This is a genomic window from Paraburkholderia bannensis NBRC 103871 (assembly GCF_000685015.1).
GTDB lineage: Bacteria > Pseudomonadota > Gammaproteobacteria > Burkholderiales > Burkholderiaceae > Paraburkholderia > Paraburkholderia bannensis.
On the sequence record NZ_BAYA01000006.1, the window covers coordinates 83,513 to 97,795 of the forward strand.

Sequence of the window (14,283 nt, forward strand, 5' to 3'; positions counted from 1 at the left end):
ACGACGCCTGCATGGCATTGCCATGACGCGCGCGTTGCTCCATTCTCTCCCTTTCCGTTCGCCGGCCCGGCGTGCGTGCACAGCCGGCACGGCGACGCTGCCCAGCCAGGCCTGCTCCTGCGCTGTCGCTTGATTGGTCTTCAGCATCACCCCGCGCGTTTTGCGCTCCAGGTTGCACCCGAAGTAGTACCTGAGTCGCGGTTCCAGCCGCGGCCATGCAGTTGGCAGTCCCCAAACAAAAAATCTGTCCATCCCCGTGGGCCTGAGTTGGGACGTACGCGCCCGAATGAGGCCCAAGAGGGCAATTGCTGGCTAGTCTTAAGGAAAACATCGTGAAGTCTTCCGGATCGGCGCGCGCAGAGCGCCGCAACAACGCATCGCAGAACGCAACTTCCGCCGCCGACGCGCAGGCGGAAAAATCCACAGGCACGAAGACCACGAAGACAGCGCAAGCCACGACGCAGAGCACCACGCGCAGCGCGGCCGAGTCGGCCAGCGCGCCGAAGGCCGCGAAGGCGTCCAGGGCGGTGAAGGCCGAAAAAGCCGCCAAGGCCGCCAAGCCTGCGAAGGCCGTGAAGGAGCCGAAGGCGCTCAAGCCTGCGAAGCCCGCCAGCACCGCGCGCAATGGCCGCGCGCGCGACGACAAAGACCAGCCGCTGTTCGAAGACATCCGTTACCTGGGCCGCCTGCTCGGCGACGTGCTGCGCGAACAGGAAGGCGACGCCGTGTTCGACGTGGTGGAAACGATCCGCCAGACCGCGGTGCGCTTTCGCCGCGAAGACGACAACACCGCGGCGCTCGCGCTGGAGAAGCAGCTTCGCGCGCTCTCGCCCGAGCAGACCGTGAGCGTCGTGCGCGCCTTCAGCTATTTCTCGCATCTCGCGAACATCGCCGAAGACCGCCATCGCAACCGTCGCCGCCGCATCCACGACCTGGCCGGCTCGGCGCCGCAGGCGGGCACCATCGCGCATTCGCTCGAACGCCTCGCCCAGGCCGGCGCAGCGGCAACGCCCGTGCTCCAGCAGTTTTTCAACGATGCGCTGATCGTGCCCGTGCTCACCGCGCACCCCACGGAAGTGCAGCGCAAGAGCACGCTCGATTCGCAGCACGACGTCGCCCGCCTGCTCGCCGAACGCGACCAGCCGCTCACGCACCGCGAACTTGAGCAGAACGAAGCATTGCTGCGCGCGCGCGTGACCTCGCTGTGGCAGACGCGCATGCTGCGCGACTCGCGCCTGACCGTCGGCGATGAAATCGAGAACGCGCTGTCGTACTACCACACGACCTTCCTGAGCGAGATTCCCGCGCTGTACGGCGAGATCGAAACGCAGCTCAAGGAACATGGTCTCGCCGCACGCCTGCCCGCCTTCCTGCAGATGGGCAGCTGGATCGGCGGCGACCGCGACGGCAATCCGAACGTCACGGCGGCCACGCTCGAAGATGCCAGCGAGCGCCAGGCGCAGGTGATCCTCCAGCACTACCTGGACGAAGTGCACAAGCTGGGCGCGGAACTGTCCGTATCCGACCTGCTCGCGGGCGCGAGCGACGAACTGAAAGCGCTGGCCGACGCCTCGCCCGACCAGTCGCCGCATCGCGTCGACGAGCCGTATCGCCGTGCGCTGATCGGCGTCTACACGCGTCTTGCGGCCAGCGCCCGCGTGCGTCTGGGCGAAGGCGTGGTGGCCGTGCGCAGCGCGGGCCGCAACGCCGCGCCCGTGCGTGCGCAGCCGTACGCCGATGCCGCCGAGTTCTCGCGCGACCTGCGCATCCTGATGGATTCGCTCGCCGAGCATCACGGCGCCTCGCTCGCCACGCCGCGTCTTGCGCCGCTGCTGCGCGCGGTCGAAGTGTTCGGCTTCCACCTGGCGTCGATCGACCTGCGCCAAAGCTCGGACATTCACGAAGCCGTGATCGCTGAGCTGCTCGCGCGCGCGGGCGTCGAAGCCGATTACGCCGCACTCTCCGAAGAAGCCAAGCAAAGCCTGCTGATCGCGCAACTGGCCGATCCGCGCACGCTGCGCTCGCCGTATCTCGACTATTCCGATCTCGTGAAGAGCGAGCTGGGCGTGCTCGAAATGGCGCGCGTGACGCGCGACAAGTTCGGCGCGCGCGCGGTGCGCAACTACATCATCTCGCACACCGAAACGGTTTCCGACCTGCTGGAAGTGATGCTGCTGCAAAAGGAAACCGGCTTGCTGAGCGGTCGCCTTGGCCACGCGGACGATCCCGCGAAGGCCGCGCTGATGGTGATTCCGCTGTTCGAGACCATTCCCGACTTGCGCCACGCCTCGGGCATCATGCGCGACCTGCTCGCGCTGCCGGGCATCGACGGCATCGTCGAGCACTGGGGCAACGAGCAGGAAATCATGCTCGGCTATTCGGACAGCAACAAGGACGGCGGCTTCCTCACCTCGAACTGGGAGCTGTACCGCGCCGAACTCGCGCTCGTCGCGCTCTACAAGCAGCGCGGCATCACGCTGCGCCTGTTCCATGGCCGTGGGGGCACGGTCGGTCGCGGAGGCGGCCCGACCTACAACGCCATCCTCTCGCAGCCGCCGGGCACGGTCGAAGGCCAGATCCGCCTGACCGAACAGGGCGAAGTGATCGCGTCAAAGTTCGGCAATCCGGAGATCGGCCGCCGCAACCTGGAAACGGTGATCGCCGCGACGCTCGAAGCCACGCTGCTGCCGATGGGCAAGCACGCGGGCAGCAACGCGCCGGATCAACTGCCCGCGTTCGAAGAAGCGATGCAAAAGCTCTCCGACGATGCAATGGCCGCGTACCGTTCGCTCGTCTACGAGACGCCGGGCTTCACCGACTACTTCTTCGCCTCGACGCCGATCACGGAAATCGCCGAACTCAACATCGGCAGCCGCCCGGCCTCGCGCAAGCTGCAGGATCCGAAGAACCGCAAGATCGACGACCTGCGCGCAATTCCGTGGGGCTTCTCGTGGGGCCAATGCCGCTTGCTGCTGACGGGCTGGTACGGCTTCGGCAGCGCGGTGTCGACGTATCTCGACGAGGCCGGTAGCGACGCCGAACGCACGCGCCGCCTGGCGATGTTCAAGAAGATGTACAAGAGCTGGCCGTTCTTCTCGAACCTGCTCTCCAACATGGACATGACGCTCGCGAAGACCGATCTCGCAGTGGCGTCGCGCTATGCGCAACTCGTCGCCGACAAGAAGCTACGCAAGCACGTGTTCGAGCGCATCGTCGCCGAGTGGGAACGCACGACGAAGGTGCTCGACGAGATCACGGGTTCGAGCGGGCGTCTGGCCGATAACCCGCTGCTCGCGCGCTCGATCAAGAACCGCTTCCCGTACCTCGATCCGCTCAATCACTTGCAGGTCGAGCTGATCAAGCGCTACCGCGCCGGCGACCCGAGCCCGCGCGTGCGGCGCGGGATTCACCTGACGATCAACGGGATTGCGGCGGGGTTGCGCAATACGGGTTGAGCGTTGTTGTTCTGATTGAGCGAAAAGCCTCGCGGAGTGTCGATCCGCGGGGCTTTTTTGTTTTGGGGCAATAACGAGATGGTTGATTTTGATGCAAAATCGCATCAAATAGTGAATCACGGAGGACATCATGCGAACGACCGTTACGCTGGACGACGCGCTCTATGAGAAGGCGCTGGAAATGGCCGACCCTGGCATGGACAAGTCCGATCTCTTTCGCGAAGCCATCAAGACCTTCGTGCGGGTTCAGGCGGCCAAGCGGCTCGCCGCGTTAGGCGGCAGCCTGCCTGAGATGGCGGATATCCCGCGTCGACGCGACGAGCCGCACACACCATGAACGTGCTCGTCGATTCATCGGTATGGGTTGATCACTTCCGGCACTGCAACGCGACGCTGGTTGAACTCATGGCGTGGGATCGCGCACTGAGTCACCCGCTCGTCGTCGCGGAACTGGCGTGCGGCACTCCGCCCGCGCCGCGCGAGCGCACGCTCAGCGACATAGGCCTCCTGCAAGCTGCCAATCAGATCAGCCTGCAAGAGGTCGTCGCCTTCATCGACCGGGAAAAGCTATACGGATTGGGTTGCGGCCTTATCGACCTAATGTTGCTGGGCTCTGTGTTGATCACGCCGGGCTCGCAACTTTGGACGCTCGATAAGCGGCTCTTTGCGCTCGCCGGACGCTTCGACGTGGCGTACGCCTCGCCCATGCATTGAACCCGTCGTATCGAGCGACATCCCGCTCGCCATGACCTAAATCACGGCGACGCGGCCTCGCGACTTCCCCAGCGCCTGCGCATGGTTACCATGAGCGCCCCGCCGCTCTGCCTTCAGCGCCATGCCCGCCGATCCGAACCTTGAGTCCGTCACGCTGGTCGCCGTCACCGGCGTCGCCGACGCGCATGGCGCCGCGCGCGCCCTGGTCATGAGCCAGCGCGCCCTGCCCGGCGCCCGTGCGCTGCTGTGCTCGCCGGTGCGGCCCGATGGACTGCCGCCGCATATCGAACATCGCGCCATCGCGCCGATGAACTATCACGAATACAGCCTCTTCATGCTGTTCGCGCTCTGGCGGGTCGTGGAGACAGCATTCGCGCTCGTGGTGCAGGACGACGGCTGGGTTCTGGGCCCCGAGAATTGGGACGCCGGGTTTCTTCAATACGACTACATCGGCGCGCCAACGCACCTCGCGCGCATCGATGGCCCGCACGGCCAGCAGTGGCTCGACGGTTTTCGCTGGTGCGCCGGGCCGCACGCGCACGATGACCGGATCATGCCGGTGTACAACGGCGGCTTCAGCCTGCGCAGCCGCCGCATGATGCGCGCCCTGATCGACAATCCGCAGATTCGCGTGGCAATCGCGCCGCCGGACTTCATTGACGGCACGCCTTTGCGCATGCACTGGCTGGGCGACACGTTCAACGAGGACGTACAGCTGAGCGTGCTGCTGCGCGATGCGCTCGAAGCCGTGGGCCTGCGCTTCGCACCGCCCGACGTAGCGCGGCGCTTCGCGCTCGAACATGCGGGGCCGCTGCATGCGGGGATGAACCTGCGCTCGGTGTTCGGCCTGCATAGCCGCATGCGCGCGCTGACGCATCTCGATCCGCCCACGGTGAGCTACGCGATCACGCAGCAAGCGGCAATGCAGACGTTCGGCGAGGCCCAGATCGTCAACGTGCTGCTGGAGCGCGGCTACCAGGTGGCCTTCGCACCCGATGCCGCGCCGGACTGATGCAACGCGTTTTCAGTCGCGCCGCACGCCCTCGATCATCAACGCATCGAGCTTGAACGAGCCGTCGGCCTTCACCGCGAAGTACTGCTTCACCTCGTCGGGCGCGCTCGTCCACATCGAGCGGATCGCCGCCACGCGCTCCGGCGGCGTGCGCATGCGCGCCACCCACGTATCGAAGTCGATATCGATACGCCAGCGCTCGCTCACCGTCACGTCGAAGCCCGCGCGATCGAACATCGCGACCCACTCGTCGGCGCGATAGTCGCGGATGTGCGAGGCGTCGCGCAGCACTTCCACGGCCTGGATATACGTGTCGAACAGCGGATCGTCGATACCCGCGATATCGATGAACTTGAGGCGCCCGCCCGGCTTGAGCACGCGATGCACTTCAGCGAGCGCGCGCGGCACGTCGCGCCAGTGGTGCGCGCTCATGCGGCTGATCGCCCAGTTGAAGCGGGCGTCCTCGAACGGCAGCGTCTCGGCGGCGCCCTGCTGGGTGCGTACGCTGCTCAAGCCACGCTCTTGCGCGGCGGCTTCGACGGTCGCGAGCATCTGCGGCGCGATGTCGTACGCCACCACTTCGCGCACATGCGGCGCAACCGCAAAGCTCGCGTGACCGGCGCCGCAGCCCATGTCCAGCACCGTCGCGTTGCCGCAAGTCGCCGCGAAGGTGGCGGCGAGGTTGTCCAGGTCGGCGCCACTCGCATGGACCTGGCTCGTGAGATAGGCGGCGGCGGTCGAGCCGAAGGCGTCGGCGACCTGATCGTGATGCTTCATCGCATGCTCCTGTTTGCGGGGGATCGGGGGCGATTGGGGGCAATCGGGGAGGATGTGCGCCCCATCTGCCGCTACAATAGAGCCCCATCTGTACCAGTACAAGTTAAGCATTTATTCTGGTATCAACAGCACCTCCCCCGTGACATGAGCACCGATACCCCCGCGCCGTCGCACGACGCCAGCGCCAACAAGACTCTCGACGCCACGCCCGCGCGCGCGCTTGGCGAATTCATCCGCGCCCATCGCGAGCGGCTCTCGCCCGAGGAAGTCGGCCTGCCGCCCGGCCCGCGCCGCCGCACCCCCGGCCTGCGCCGCGAGGAAGTCGCGCAGCTGTGCGGCGTGAGCCCCACCTGGTACACGTGGATCGAGCAGGGCCGCCAGGTGTCGGCGTCGGCGGACGCACTCGCGCGCATCGCCGTCGCGCTGCGCCTGTCGCGCGCCGAACGCGCCTATCTGTTCGAACTGGCTGCCCAGCGCGATCCCGCCGAACCCGACACCCCCGGCGCGGGCGCCGCGCCCGAAACGCTGCTGCAAACCGTGCAGCTGGTAGACGCTCCGGCCTATGTGCTCGATCGCCAGTGGAACGCGCTCGCGTGGAACGCCCACGCCGCCGATCTGTTCACGGGCTGGCTCGACGGCGAGCACGACCGCAATCTGCTGCGTTTCACCTTCACGCAGCCGCTCGGGCGCGAGCTGATCGTCGACTGGGAAACGCGTGCGCGCCGCCTCGCCGCCGAGTTCCGCGCCGATTCGATCCGCCACCTGAACGACGCGCCCACGCGCGCGCTGATCGATTCGCTGCTGGCCACGAGCGACGAATTCGCGCGCTACTGGGCCTCGCAGGACGTGTTCGAGCGCGAGGGCGGACGGCGCGAGTTCAACCATCCTCGCCAAGGCCGCGTCGCCTACGACCAGATCACGCTCAAGCCCGCGCACCGCGAAGACCTCAAGCTGGTCGTCCTGGTGCGGCTCTGAGCACGCGCGCCGCGCCGGCTGCCCCGGGAAGCGGCGCGCGCCAATGGTAAAATCGATAACTTTCCCGCTGCGCGCGGCGCTTTTGCGTTCGCTTGAGCGCCCTGTCGCGCGGCACGCTTTTTCACCGCTCGTTCACGCCCCATCACCATGACGTCCCAACTGCACAAAAAAGGCGAAGCCTGGTCGGCTCGCTTCTCCGAGCCCATGTCGGAGCTGGTCAAACGCTATACGTCGTCGGTCTTCTTCGACAAGCGCCTCGGCCTCGTCGATATCGAGGGCTCGCTCGCGCACGCGTCGATGCTGGCTGCGCAGAAGATCATCTCCGCCGACGACCTCGCCGCGATTGAGAAAGGCATGGCGCAAATCAAGGGCGAGATCGAGCGCGGCGAGTTCGAGTGGAAGCTCGACCTCGAAGACGTGCACCTGAACATCGAAGCGCGCCTGACCGCGCTGATCGGCGACGCGGGCAAGCGCCTGCACACGGGCCGCTCGCGCAACGACCAGGTCGCGACCGACATCCGCCTGTGGCTGCGCGGCGAAATCGACCGTATCGGCGGCCTGCTGGGCGACCTGCGCGGCGCGCTGCTTGACCTGGCTGAACAGCACTCGGGCACGATCATGCCCGGCTTCACCCACCTGCAAGTGGCGCAGCCGGTCACCTTCGGCCATCACCTGCTCGCCTACGTGGAAATGTTCTCGCGCGACGCCGAGCGCATGGTCGACTGCCGCAAGCGCGTGAACCGCCTGCCGCTGGGCGCGGCCGCACTCGCGGGCACGAGCTACCCGATCGACCGTCACGCCGTGGCGAAGACGCTGGGCTTCGACGGCATCTGCGCGAACTCGCTCGACGCCGTGTCCGACCGCGACTTCGCGATCGAATTCACGGCAGCGGCGGCGCTCGTCATGACGCACGTGTCGCGCTTCTCGGAAGAACTGGTGCTGTGGATGAGCCCGCGCGTGGGCTTCATCGACATCGCCGACCGCTTCTGCACCGGCTCGTCGATCATGCCGCAGAAGAAGAACCCGGACGTGCCGGAACTCGCACGCGGCAAGACTGGCCGCGTGAACGGCCACCTGATGGGCCTGCTCACGCTGATGAAGGGCCAGCCGCTCGCGTACAACAAGGACAACCAGGAAGACAAGGAGCCGCTGTTCGATACCGTCGATACGGTCGCGGACACGCTGCGCATCTTCGCGGAAATGGTCGCGGGCATCACGGTCAAGGCCGATGCGATGCGCGCAGCCGCCCTGCAAGGCTTCTCGACGGCCACCGACCTGGCCGACTACCTCGTGAAGAAGGGCCTGCCGTTCCGCGACGCACACGAAGCCGTGGCGCACGCCGTGCGTATCTGCGTAGACCGCAACTGCGACCTGGCCGACCTCACGCTCGACGAAATGCGCAGCGAACTGCCCGCAGTCGCGCACCTGCTCGCCGACGACGTATTCGAAGTGCTGACGCTCGAAGGCTCGGTGTCCGCGCGTAACCATCCGGGCGGCACCGCACCGGAGCAGGTTCGTGCAGCAGTGGCGGCCGCGCGTGCTGCGCTGAAGTAAGCCAACCGGCAAGCTGCATCCCGAAACGGGGCGCGCGACGTTTCATCGTCGCGCGCCCCGTTTTTTTATCCGCGCGTCGCGAGGCGCGCTGTATCCGCACGATCTACCTGCCCGCTGTACCCGCCCCAAATTGTGCGAAGTGTGTGCCCGCCGCACGGGGCCAGGCGACTATCATCTTTTGCAGAAGCCGACTCTGTCATCGTATTGTTAAAGGGTTGCCCGTCGCGCACCGACGTGCCCCTTGCAAACCCTCTGCACGCACACATGATCGTCCGCCCTCACCTCCAATGGTTCCGCATGCTGCTGGCGTGGCGCGGCTCCGTGCTGCCGCAACTGCTGCCGCGCCTCTTTATCGTGCTGTGCCTGTCGTTCGTTGCCGTTGCGGCGCACGATCACATCCTGCGCGTGACGGTGAACCTGAGCACCGTGCCGTTTTCACTGATCGGCATTGCGCTCGCGGTTTTTCTCGGCTTTCGCAACAACGCCAGCTACGACCGCTACTGGGAAGGCCGCAAGCTGTGGGGGCAACTGCTCAACGAAACGCGCTCGCTCACGCGCGAGGCGCTGACGCTGCCGCACGCAGGCGAGCGCAACGACGCCGTCACGCGGGCGCGCGAACTCGTCACCGTGCTTGGCGCCCTGCCGCACGCCCTGCGCCATCAACTGCGCCACACCGACCCGCAAACCGATCTCGAACGGATCCTGCCGCCTGCCCTGCTCGCGCGCGTGATGGCCTCGCGGTTCCGGCCCATGACCTTGCTGCTGTGCGCCTCCGAATGGGTGCGCAACGAGACGCGCGAAGGCCGCATCGACGGCTACGCGGTGCTCGCGTTCGAGCGCAACCTGAACGGCCTTTCCGATGTGATCGGCGGTTGCGAGCGCATCGCCACGACGCCGCTGCCGTTCGCCTACACGGTGATGATCCACCGCACGGTCTACTTCTTCTGCGCACTGCTGCCGTTCGGCCTGGTGGACAGCATCGGCGCGCTCACGCCGATATTCGCGGTGTTCGTCGCGTATGCCTTCATGGCGCACGAAGCGATCGCCTCGCAGATCGAAGATCCGTTCGGCACCGAGGACAACGACCTCGCCTTGAGCGCGATGTCCACCTATATCGAGGCCGCATTGCACGACCTGCTCGGCGATCCGACGACGCTGCCCGTGCACATGCCCGAGGATTTCGTCATCGATTGAGGCGCGGCCCGGCCATCTGAAGCGCAAAACAAAACAGGCGTGAATCGCAGAGATTCACGCCTGTTTTTCATGGGGGTTTCGCAGCAGCGGATAACAGTGACTAGCGGTTATTGACCGTCTCCGACAGGCGCTTGAGCGTCGCGAGACGCGCACCCAGCAGGTCAAGCCGCGCATGTTCATCGACGAGCGGCGTAGTCGCATCGCGATACCCGCGCCACGCGGCCTGCGCACGCGCCACCGAAGGCCGCGCATGTTTCGGCATACGTGCGTAGAGCTGACGGTAGTAGCGGTCGAGGTCGTAGCTCACGTGCTCGCAGCGCGCGTCGGCGCTACAGGGGCGTGCGCGCACCGGCTTGCCCGTCGCCGTCGCCAGCTCGCCGCGCAGCGCGAGCGCGCGGTCGCGCACCGGTTGCAGGCGCATATCGGCTTCGTAAAGCTGGTACGACGAGCCGCTGGACGTCGCGAACGCAGCACCGAGCATCGTGTCCTCGGCGTCGCGCCAGGCCACCCACTTCTGCTGGCTCGTGCGCCAGCGACGCTGCTGCGCGGGTGGCACCTTCGACAACAACTGCGCGAGCGCGGCGTCGGCGGCCGCGCGCCAGGCCGTGCGCGCATCGTCCATGCACTGCACCTGCCCCGGCGTCGACGACCGATCCGCGCGCGCAAGACACGCACGCATGCCCGCGTCGATCGGATCGGCCGCCGAGACTTCGGCGTGCGCGGACGGCACGAGCGGCGTGACGAGGCACTGCGCCGCCAGCAGCGCAGCGGCCGCAAACGCCCGCACGGATCCTCGCAAAACCTGCACCGTCATGCCGCCTGCCTCCGCGTTCAGGCGCGCACGCAATCCACGAAGTACTCGATGCGGCCGTTGATGGTCTCGCCCACGAGTCCGTGGATGTCGGTGTGGAAGCCCGGGAAGCGCTCGTTGAATTCGCGCGCGAACTTGAGGTAGTTCACGATCGTCTTGTTGAAGCGCTCGCCCGGAATCAGCAGCGGAATGCCCGGCGGGTAAGGCGTGAGCAGGATCGACGTGACGCGGCCTTCGAGTTCGTCGATGGCCACGCGATCGATCTCGCGGTGCGCAAGCTTGGCGAACGCGTCGGACGGCTTCATCGCCGGTTCCATCGTCGACAGGTACATCTCGGTCGTCAGGCGCGCGATGTCGTTGGCGCGGTAGACGCTGTGGATCTGCTGGCACAGGTCGCGCAGGCCCACGCGCTCGTACATCGGATGCTGCGCGACGAACTCGGGCAGCACGCGCCATAGCGGCTGGTTGTTGTCGTAGTCGTCCTTGAACTGCTGCAGCTCGGTCACCATCGAGTTCCAGCGGCCCTTCGTGATGCCGATCGTGAACATGATGAAGAACGAATACAGGCCGGTCTTCTCGACGATGATGCCGTGCTCGGCCAGGTACTTCGTGACGATTGCGGCCGGAATGCCGGTCTCGCCGAACTCGCCGTCCACGTCCAGACCCGGCGTGACGATGGTCGCCTTGATCGGGTCGAGCATGTTGAAGCCTTCGGCGAGATTGCCGAAACCGTGCCAGTGGTCGTTCGGGCGCAGGATCCAGTCCTCGCGCGAACCGATGCCTTCTTCGGCCAGATCATCCGGGCCCCAGACCTGGAAGAACCAGTCGTCGCCGTATTCGGCGTCGACCTTGCGCATGGCGCGGCGGAAGTCGAGCGCTTCGGCGATCGACTCTTCCACCAGCGCCGGGCCGCCCGGCGCTTCCATCATCGCGGCGGCCACGTCGCACGACGCGATGATCGCGTATTGCGGGCTCGTGGACGTGTGCATCAGGTACGCCTCGTTGAAACGATGGCGGTCGAAGGCGCTGTCTTCGGAGTCCTGCACGACGATCTGCGAAGCCTGCGAAATGCCGGCGAGCAGCTTGTGCGTCGAGTGCGTCGCGAACACGAGCGCCTTGGTGCGCGGACGGCCCGCGCCGATCGCGTGCATGTCCTGGTAGAACTCGTGGAACTCGGCGTGCGGCAGCCAGGCTTCGTCGAAGTGCAGCGTGTCGAGCATGTCGCCGAGCAGATCCTTGATCATCTCGACGTTGTAGACCACGCCGTCGTAGGTGCTCTGCGTGATCGTCAGGATGCGCGGCTTGACGTTCGGGTTCTTCGCGAGCGCTTCACGGGCGAACGGGTTCGCCTCGATCTTCTTGCGGATGTTTTCCGGCTTGAACTCGTCGCGCGGGATCGGGCCGATGATGCCGAAGTTGTTGCGCGTCGGCGTGAGGAACACGGGAATCGCGCCCGTCATCGTGATCGCGTGCAGGATCGACTTGTGGCAGTTGCGGTCGACCAGCACGATGTCGCCCGGCGCAACCGTGGCGTGCCAGACGATCTTGTTCGACGTGGACGTGCCGTTGGTCACGAAGAACACGTGGTCGGCGCTGAAAATGCGCGCGGCGTTGCGCTCCGACGCCGCGACCGGGCCGGTGTGATCGAGCAGCTGGCCGAGTTCTTCCACGGCGTTGCAGACGTCGGCGCGCAGCATGTTCTCGCCGAAGAACTGGTGGAACATCTGGCCCAGCGGGTTCTTCAGGAACGCGACGCCGCCCGAGTGACCCGGGCAATGCCACGAGTACGAACCTTCGTCGGCGTACTTGACGAGTTCCTTGAAGAACGGCGGCGACAGCGCGTCGAGGTACACCTTCGCTTCACGGATGACGTGGCGCGCCACGAACTCCGGCGTGTCCTCGAACATGTGGATGAAGCCGTGCAGCTCGCGCAGGATGTCGTTGGGCAGGTGGCGCGAGGTGCGCGTTTCGCCGTACAGGAAGATGGGGATGTCGGCGTTGCGCTTGCGCACCGCTTCCATGAACGCGCGCAGCGCGACGATCGCGGGCGCGTGCTCCGGCGCTTCGCCGTCCGCGCCTTCCACGTAGGGCAGCAGCTCATCGTCGTCGATCGACAGGATGAAACACGCGGCGCGGCTCGACTGCTGCGCGAACGACGTCAGGTCGCCGTAGCTCGTCAGCCCGAGGACTTCCGCGCCCTCTTTCTCGATGGCTTCGGCCAGTGCCCGGATGCCGGAACCCGAGATGTTCTCGGAGCGAAAGTCTTCGTCGATGATGACGACGGGAAAACGAAACTTCATGGGGCGATTCTCCAAAAGAAACGACCGCTGCATGTAACGCGCAGCGGCCCCCGTATGTCGTGTAACCAGTGGGTTAAGTGCGCTCGAACGTCAGGTCTTCGGCAGCGTGACGCCGTGCTGGCCTTGATACTTGCCGCCGCGATCCGCGTAAGACACTTCGCAGACCTCGTCGCTCTCGAAGAAGAGGACCTGGGCTACGCCTTCGTTCGCGTAGATTTTGGCAGGCAAAGGTGTCGTATTCGAGAATTCGAGCGTCACGTAGCCTTCCCACTCGGGTTCGAACGGCGTGACGTTCACGATGATGCCGCAGCGCGCATAGGTGGACTTGCCCAGACACACCGTCAGGACGCTGCGCGGGATGCGGAAATACTCGACCGTGCGCGCGAGGGCGAACGAATTGGGCGGAATGATGCAGACGTCGCCCTTGAAGTCCACGAACGACTTTTCGTCGAAGTTCTTCGGATCGACGATGGTCGAGTTGATGTTCGTGAAGATCTTGAATTCGTCGGCGCAGCGGATGTCGTAGCCGTAGCTGGACGTGCCGTAGCTCACGATCTTGCGGCCATCTTCCGACATGCGGACCTGGTCGCGCGCGAACGGCTCGATCATGTTCTGCTCTTCGGCCATGCGCCGGATCCACTTGTCGGATTTGATTGCCATGTTGCTCGCTGCGGTCCAGTAAAAAAACGGGGAACGAAAAAGAAAAATGTTCGCGAAGCCCGCCAGCAGCCCGTGGGCCGGGGCGTTGCCTTGCGAAAGGCGACTATTTTACGCGATGTGAGTCGGTCTGCCTGGAAGTGCGCTTCGAATGCGATTCCATGACGCGTTAGCGTGGCTTTCGGCCACGTTAACGCCCTGTTGCAGGCGGCTTACGGGACTTCCTGCTGTGCAGTGACGCCCAGCCCGCGATACCTATTGCACCTTGATCACGCCACACGCGAGCGCGGCGCCGGTGCCGCGCTGCGGGTAGGCGTACGGGTCGATCGCGTCGTGATGCACGATCACCGCGCGCTGCAGCACCGAGCGCACGCCGTCGAGCGACACGTCCGTCGCGACGAGAAAGCCGGTGGCCACGCCATTGGAATCCGCATGAATATTGCCGAGGTCGCCCGCGACCCGCGCGCCGGGCTTCAGACGTTCGGCCGCGGGTGCGAAGACCGCGCCCGCGCTGGACGCGTCGGTCGCGTTGCAATCGCCGCGCTCGTGCACCTGCAAGGCATGGTCGGAATCGGGCGGCAGACCGGCGAGGTTGTAGCTCACCTGGACGCCGTCCGAATGCTCGACGAACGACACGGTGCCGCGCACCTGATTGCCGACGGTGGGCTGCAACTGCGTGCCCGCACGCTTGTCCTGCTGGCCCATGAAGCTCGTGCAGCCACCCAGCAGCATGCACGTAGCCACGGCCACCAGGACTGCGTTTCCCGCCTGCCTGTCGTTTCCTTTAACCATGCGTTCCTCTTGCCGGCGAGCAGCCGCCCCGTGCGGCTGTCG

Annotated in this window: 12 protein-coding genes; 7 read left to right on the top strand and 5 right to left on the bottom strand. The window is 65.7% G+C overall.

Annotation, left to right across the window (positions count from 1 at the left end):
- Positions 1-332: 332 nt before the first annotated feature.
- The 4 genes from ppc to BBA01S_RS11680 all read left to right on the top strand — a co-directional run bounded on the left by ppc (position 333) and on the right by BBA01S_RS11680 (position 5,181).
- Positions 333-3,455 carry a phosphoenolpyruvate carboxylase gene (gene ppc / locus BBA01S_RS11665; RefSeq protein WP_027816598.1) on the top strand — a complete coding sequence of 1,041 codons (3,123 nt, stop codon included), beginning with the start codon at positions 333-335 and terminating at the stop codon, positions 3,453-3,455.
- Between the two features lie 130 nt (positions 3,456-3,585).
- Positions 3,586-3,792 carry a type II toxin-antitoxin system VapB family antitoxin gene (locus tag BBA01S_RS11670; RefSeq protein ID WP_027816599.1) on the top strand — a complete coding sequence of 69 codons (207 nt, stop codon included), beginning with the start codon at positions 3,586-3,588 and terminating at the stop codon, positions 3,790-3,792.
- Positions 3,789-4,169 (top strand): type II toxin-antitoxin system VapC family toxin, encoded by a 381-nt coding sequence (locus BBA01S_RS11675; RefSeq protein WP_027816600.1) that lies wholly within the window; start codon positions 3,789-3,791, stop codon positions 4,167-4,169. Before BBA01S_RS11670 ends, BBA01S_RS11675 begins: the two co-directional genes overlap by 4 nt.
- Before the next feature lie 121 nt (positions 4,170-4,290).
- Entirely contained in the window at positions 4,291-5,181 is an 891-nt protein-coding gene (locus BBA01S_RS11680; RefSeq protein ID WP_027816601.1) for a DUF5672 family protein, read from the top strand.
- Positions 5,182-5,193: 12 nt separating this feature from the next.
- On the opposite strand, the gene BBA01S_RS11685 is transcribed toward BBA01S_RS11680, so the two are convergent.
- Positions 5,194-5,958, bottom strand: a complete 765-nt coding sequence (locus BBA01S_RS11685; RefSeq protein WP_027816602.1) for a class I SAM-dependent methyltransferase — start codon at positions 5,956-5,958, stop codon at positions 5,194-5,196.
- Positions 5,959-6,102: 144 nt separating this feature from the next.
- Here BBA01S_RS11685 and BBA01S_RS11690 point away from each other — a divergent pair, with 144 nt between their 5' ends.
- The 3 genes from BBA01S_RS11690 (at position 6,103) to BBA01S_RS11700 (ending at position 9,681) form a co-directional block, all read left to right on the top strand.
- A complete protein-coding gene (locus tag BBA01S_RS11690) occupies positions 6,103-6,933 on the top strand; it encodes a helix-turn-helix transcriptional regulator (RefSeq protein ID WP_027816603.1) in 831 nt (276 codons plus the stop codon).
- 147 nt (positions 6,934-7,080) lie between these two features.
- The gene (gene argH, locus BBA01S_RS11695; protein ID WP_027816604.1) at positions 7,081-8,487 is read left to right on the top strand and encodes an argininosuccinate lyase; all 1,407 of its coding nucleotides are present in this window, start codon (positions 7,081-7,083) and stop codon (positions 8,485-8,487) included.
- Positions 8,488-8,751: 264 nt separating this feature from the next.
- Positions 8,752-9,681 (top strand): bestrophin family protein, encoded by a 930-nt coding sequence (locus tag BBA01S_RS11700; RefSeq protein ID WP_027816605.1) that lies wholly within the window; start codon positions 8,752-8,754, stop codon positions 9,679-9,681.
- Between the two features lie 100 nt (positions 9,682-9,781).
- Here BBA01S_RS11700 and BBA01S_RS11705 read toward each other — a convergent pair whose 3' ends face one another.
- The 4 genes from BBA01S_RS11705 to BBA01S_RS11720 all read right to left on the bottom strand — a co-directional run bounded on the left by BBA01S_RS11705 (position 9,782) and on the right by BBA01S_RS11720 (position 14,241).
- Positions 9,782-10,495, bottom strand: a complete 714-nt coding sequence (locus tag BBA01S_RS11705; RefSeq protein ID WP_027816606.1) for a lysozyme inhibitor LprI family protein — start codon at positions 10,493-10,495, stop codon at positions 9,782-9,784.
- A 17-nt stretch (positions 10,496-10,512) separates the two neighbouring features.
- On the bottom strand, positions 10,513-12,792 hold the full coding sequence (locus tag BBA01S_RS11710; RefSeq protein ID WP_027816607.1) for an arginine/lysine/ornithine decarboxylase: 2,280 nt from the start codon (positions 12,790-12,792) through the stop codon (positions 10,513-10,515).
- A gap of 90 nt (positions 12,793-12,882) precedes the next feature.
- On the bottom strand, positions 12,883-13,452 hold the full coding sequence (gene dcd / locus BBA01S_RS11715) for a dCTP deaminase (RefSeq protein WP_027816608.1): 570 nt from the start codon (positions 13,450-13,452) through the stop codon (positions 12,883-12,885).
- A 252-nt stretch (positions 13,453-13,704) separates the two neighbouring features.
- Positions 13,705-14,241 carry a superoxide dismutase family protein gene (locus BBA01S_RS11720; RefSeq protein ID WP_027816609.1) on the bottom strand — a complete coding sequence of 179 codons (537 nt, stop codon included), beginning with the start codon at positions 14,239-14,241 and terminating at the stop codon, positions 13,705-13,707.
- Positions 14,242-14,283 lie beyond the last annotated feature (42 nt).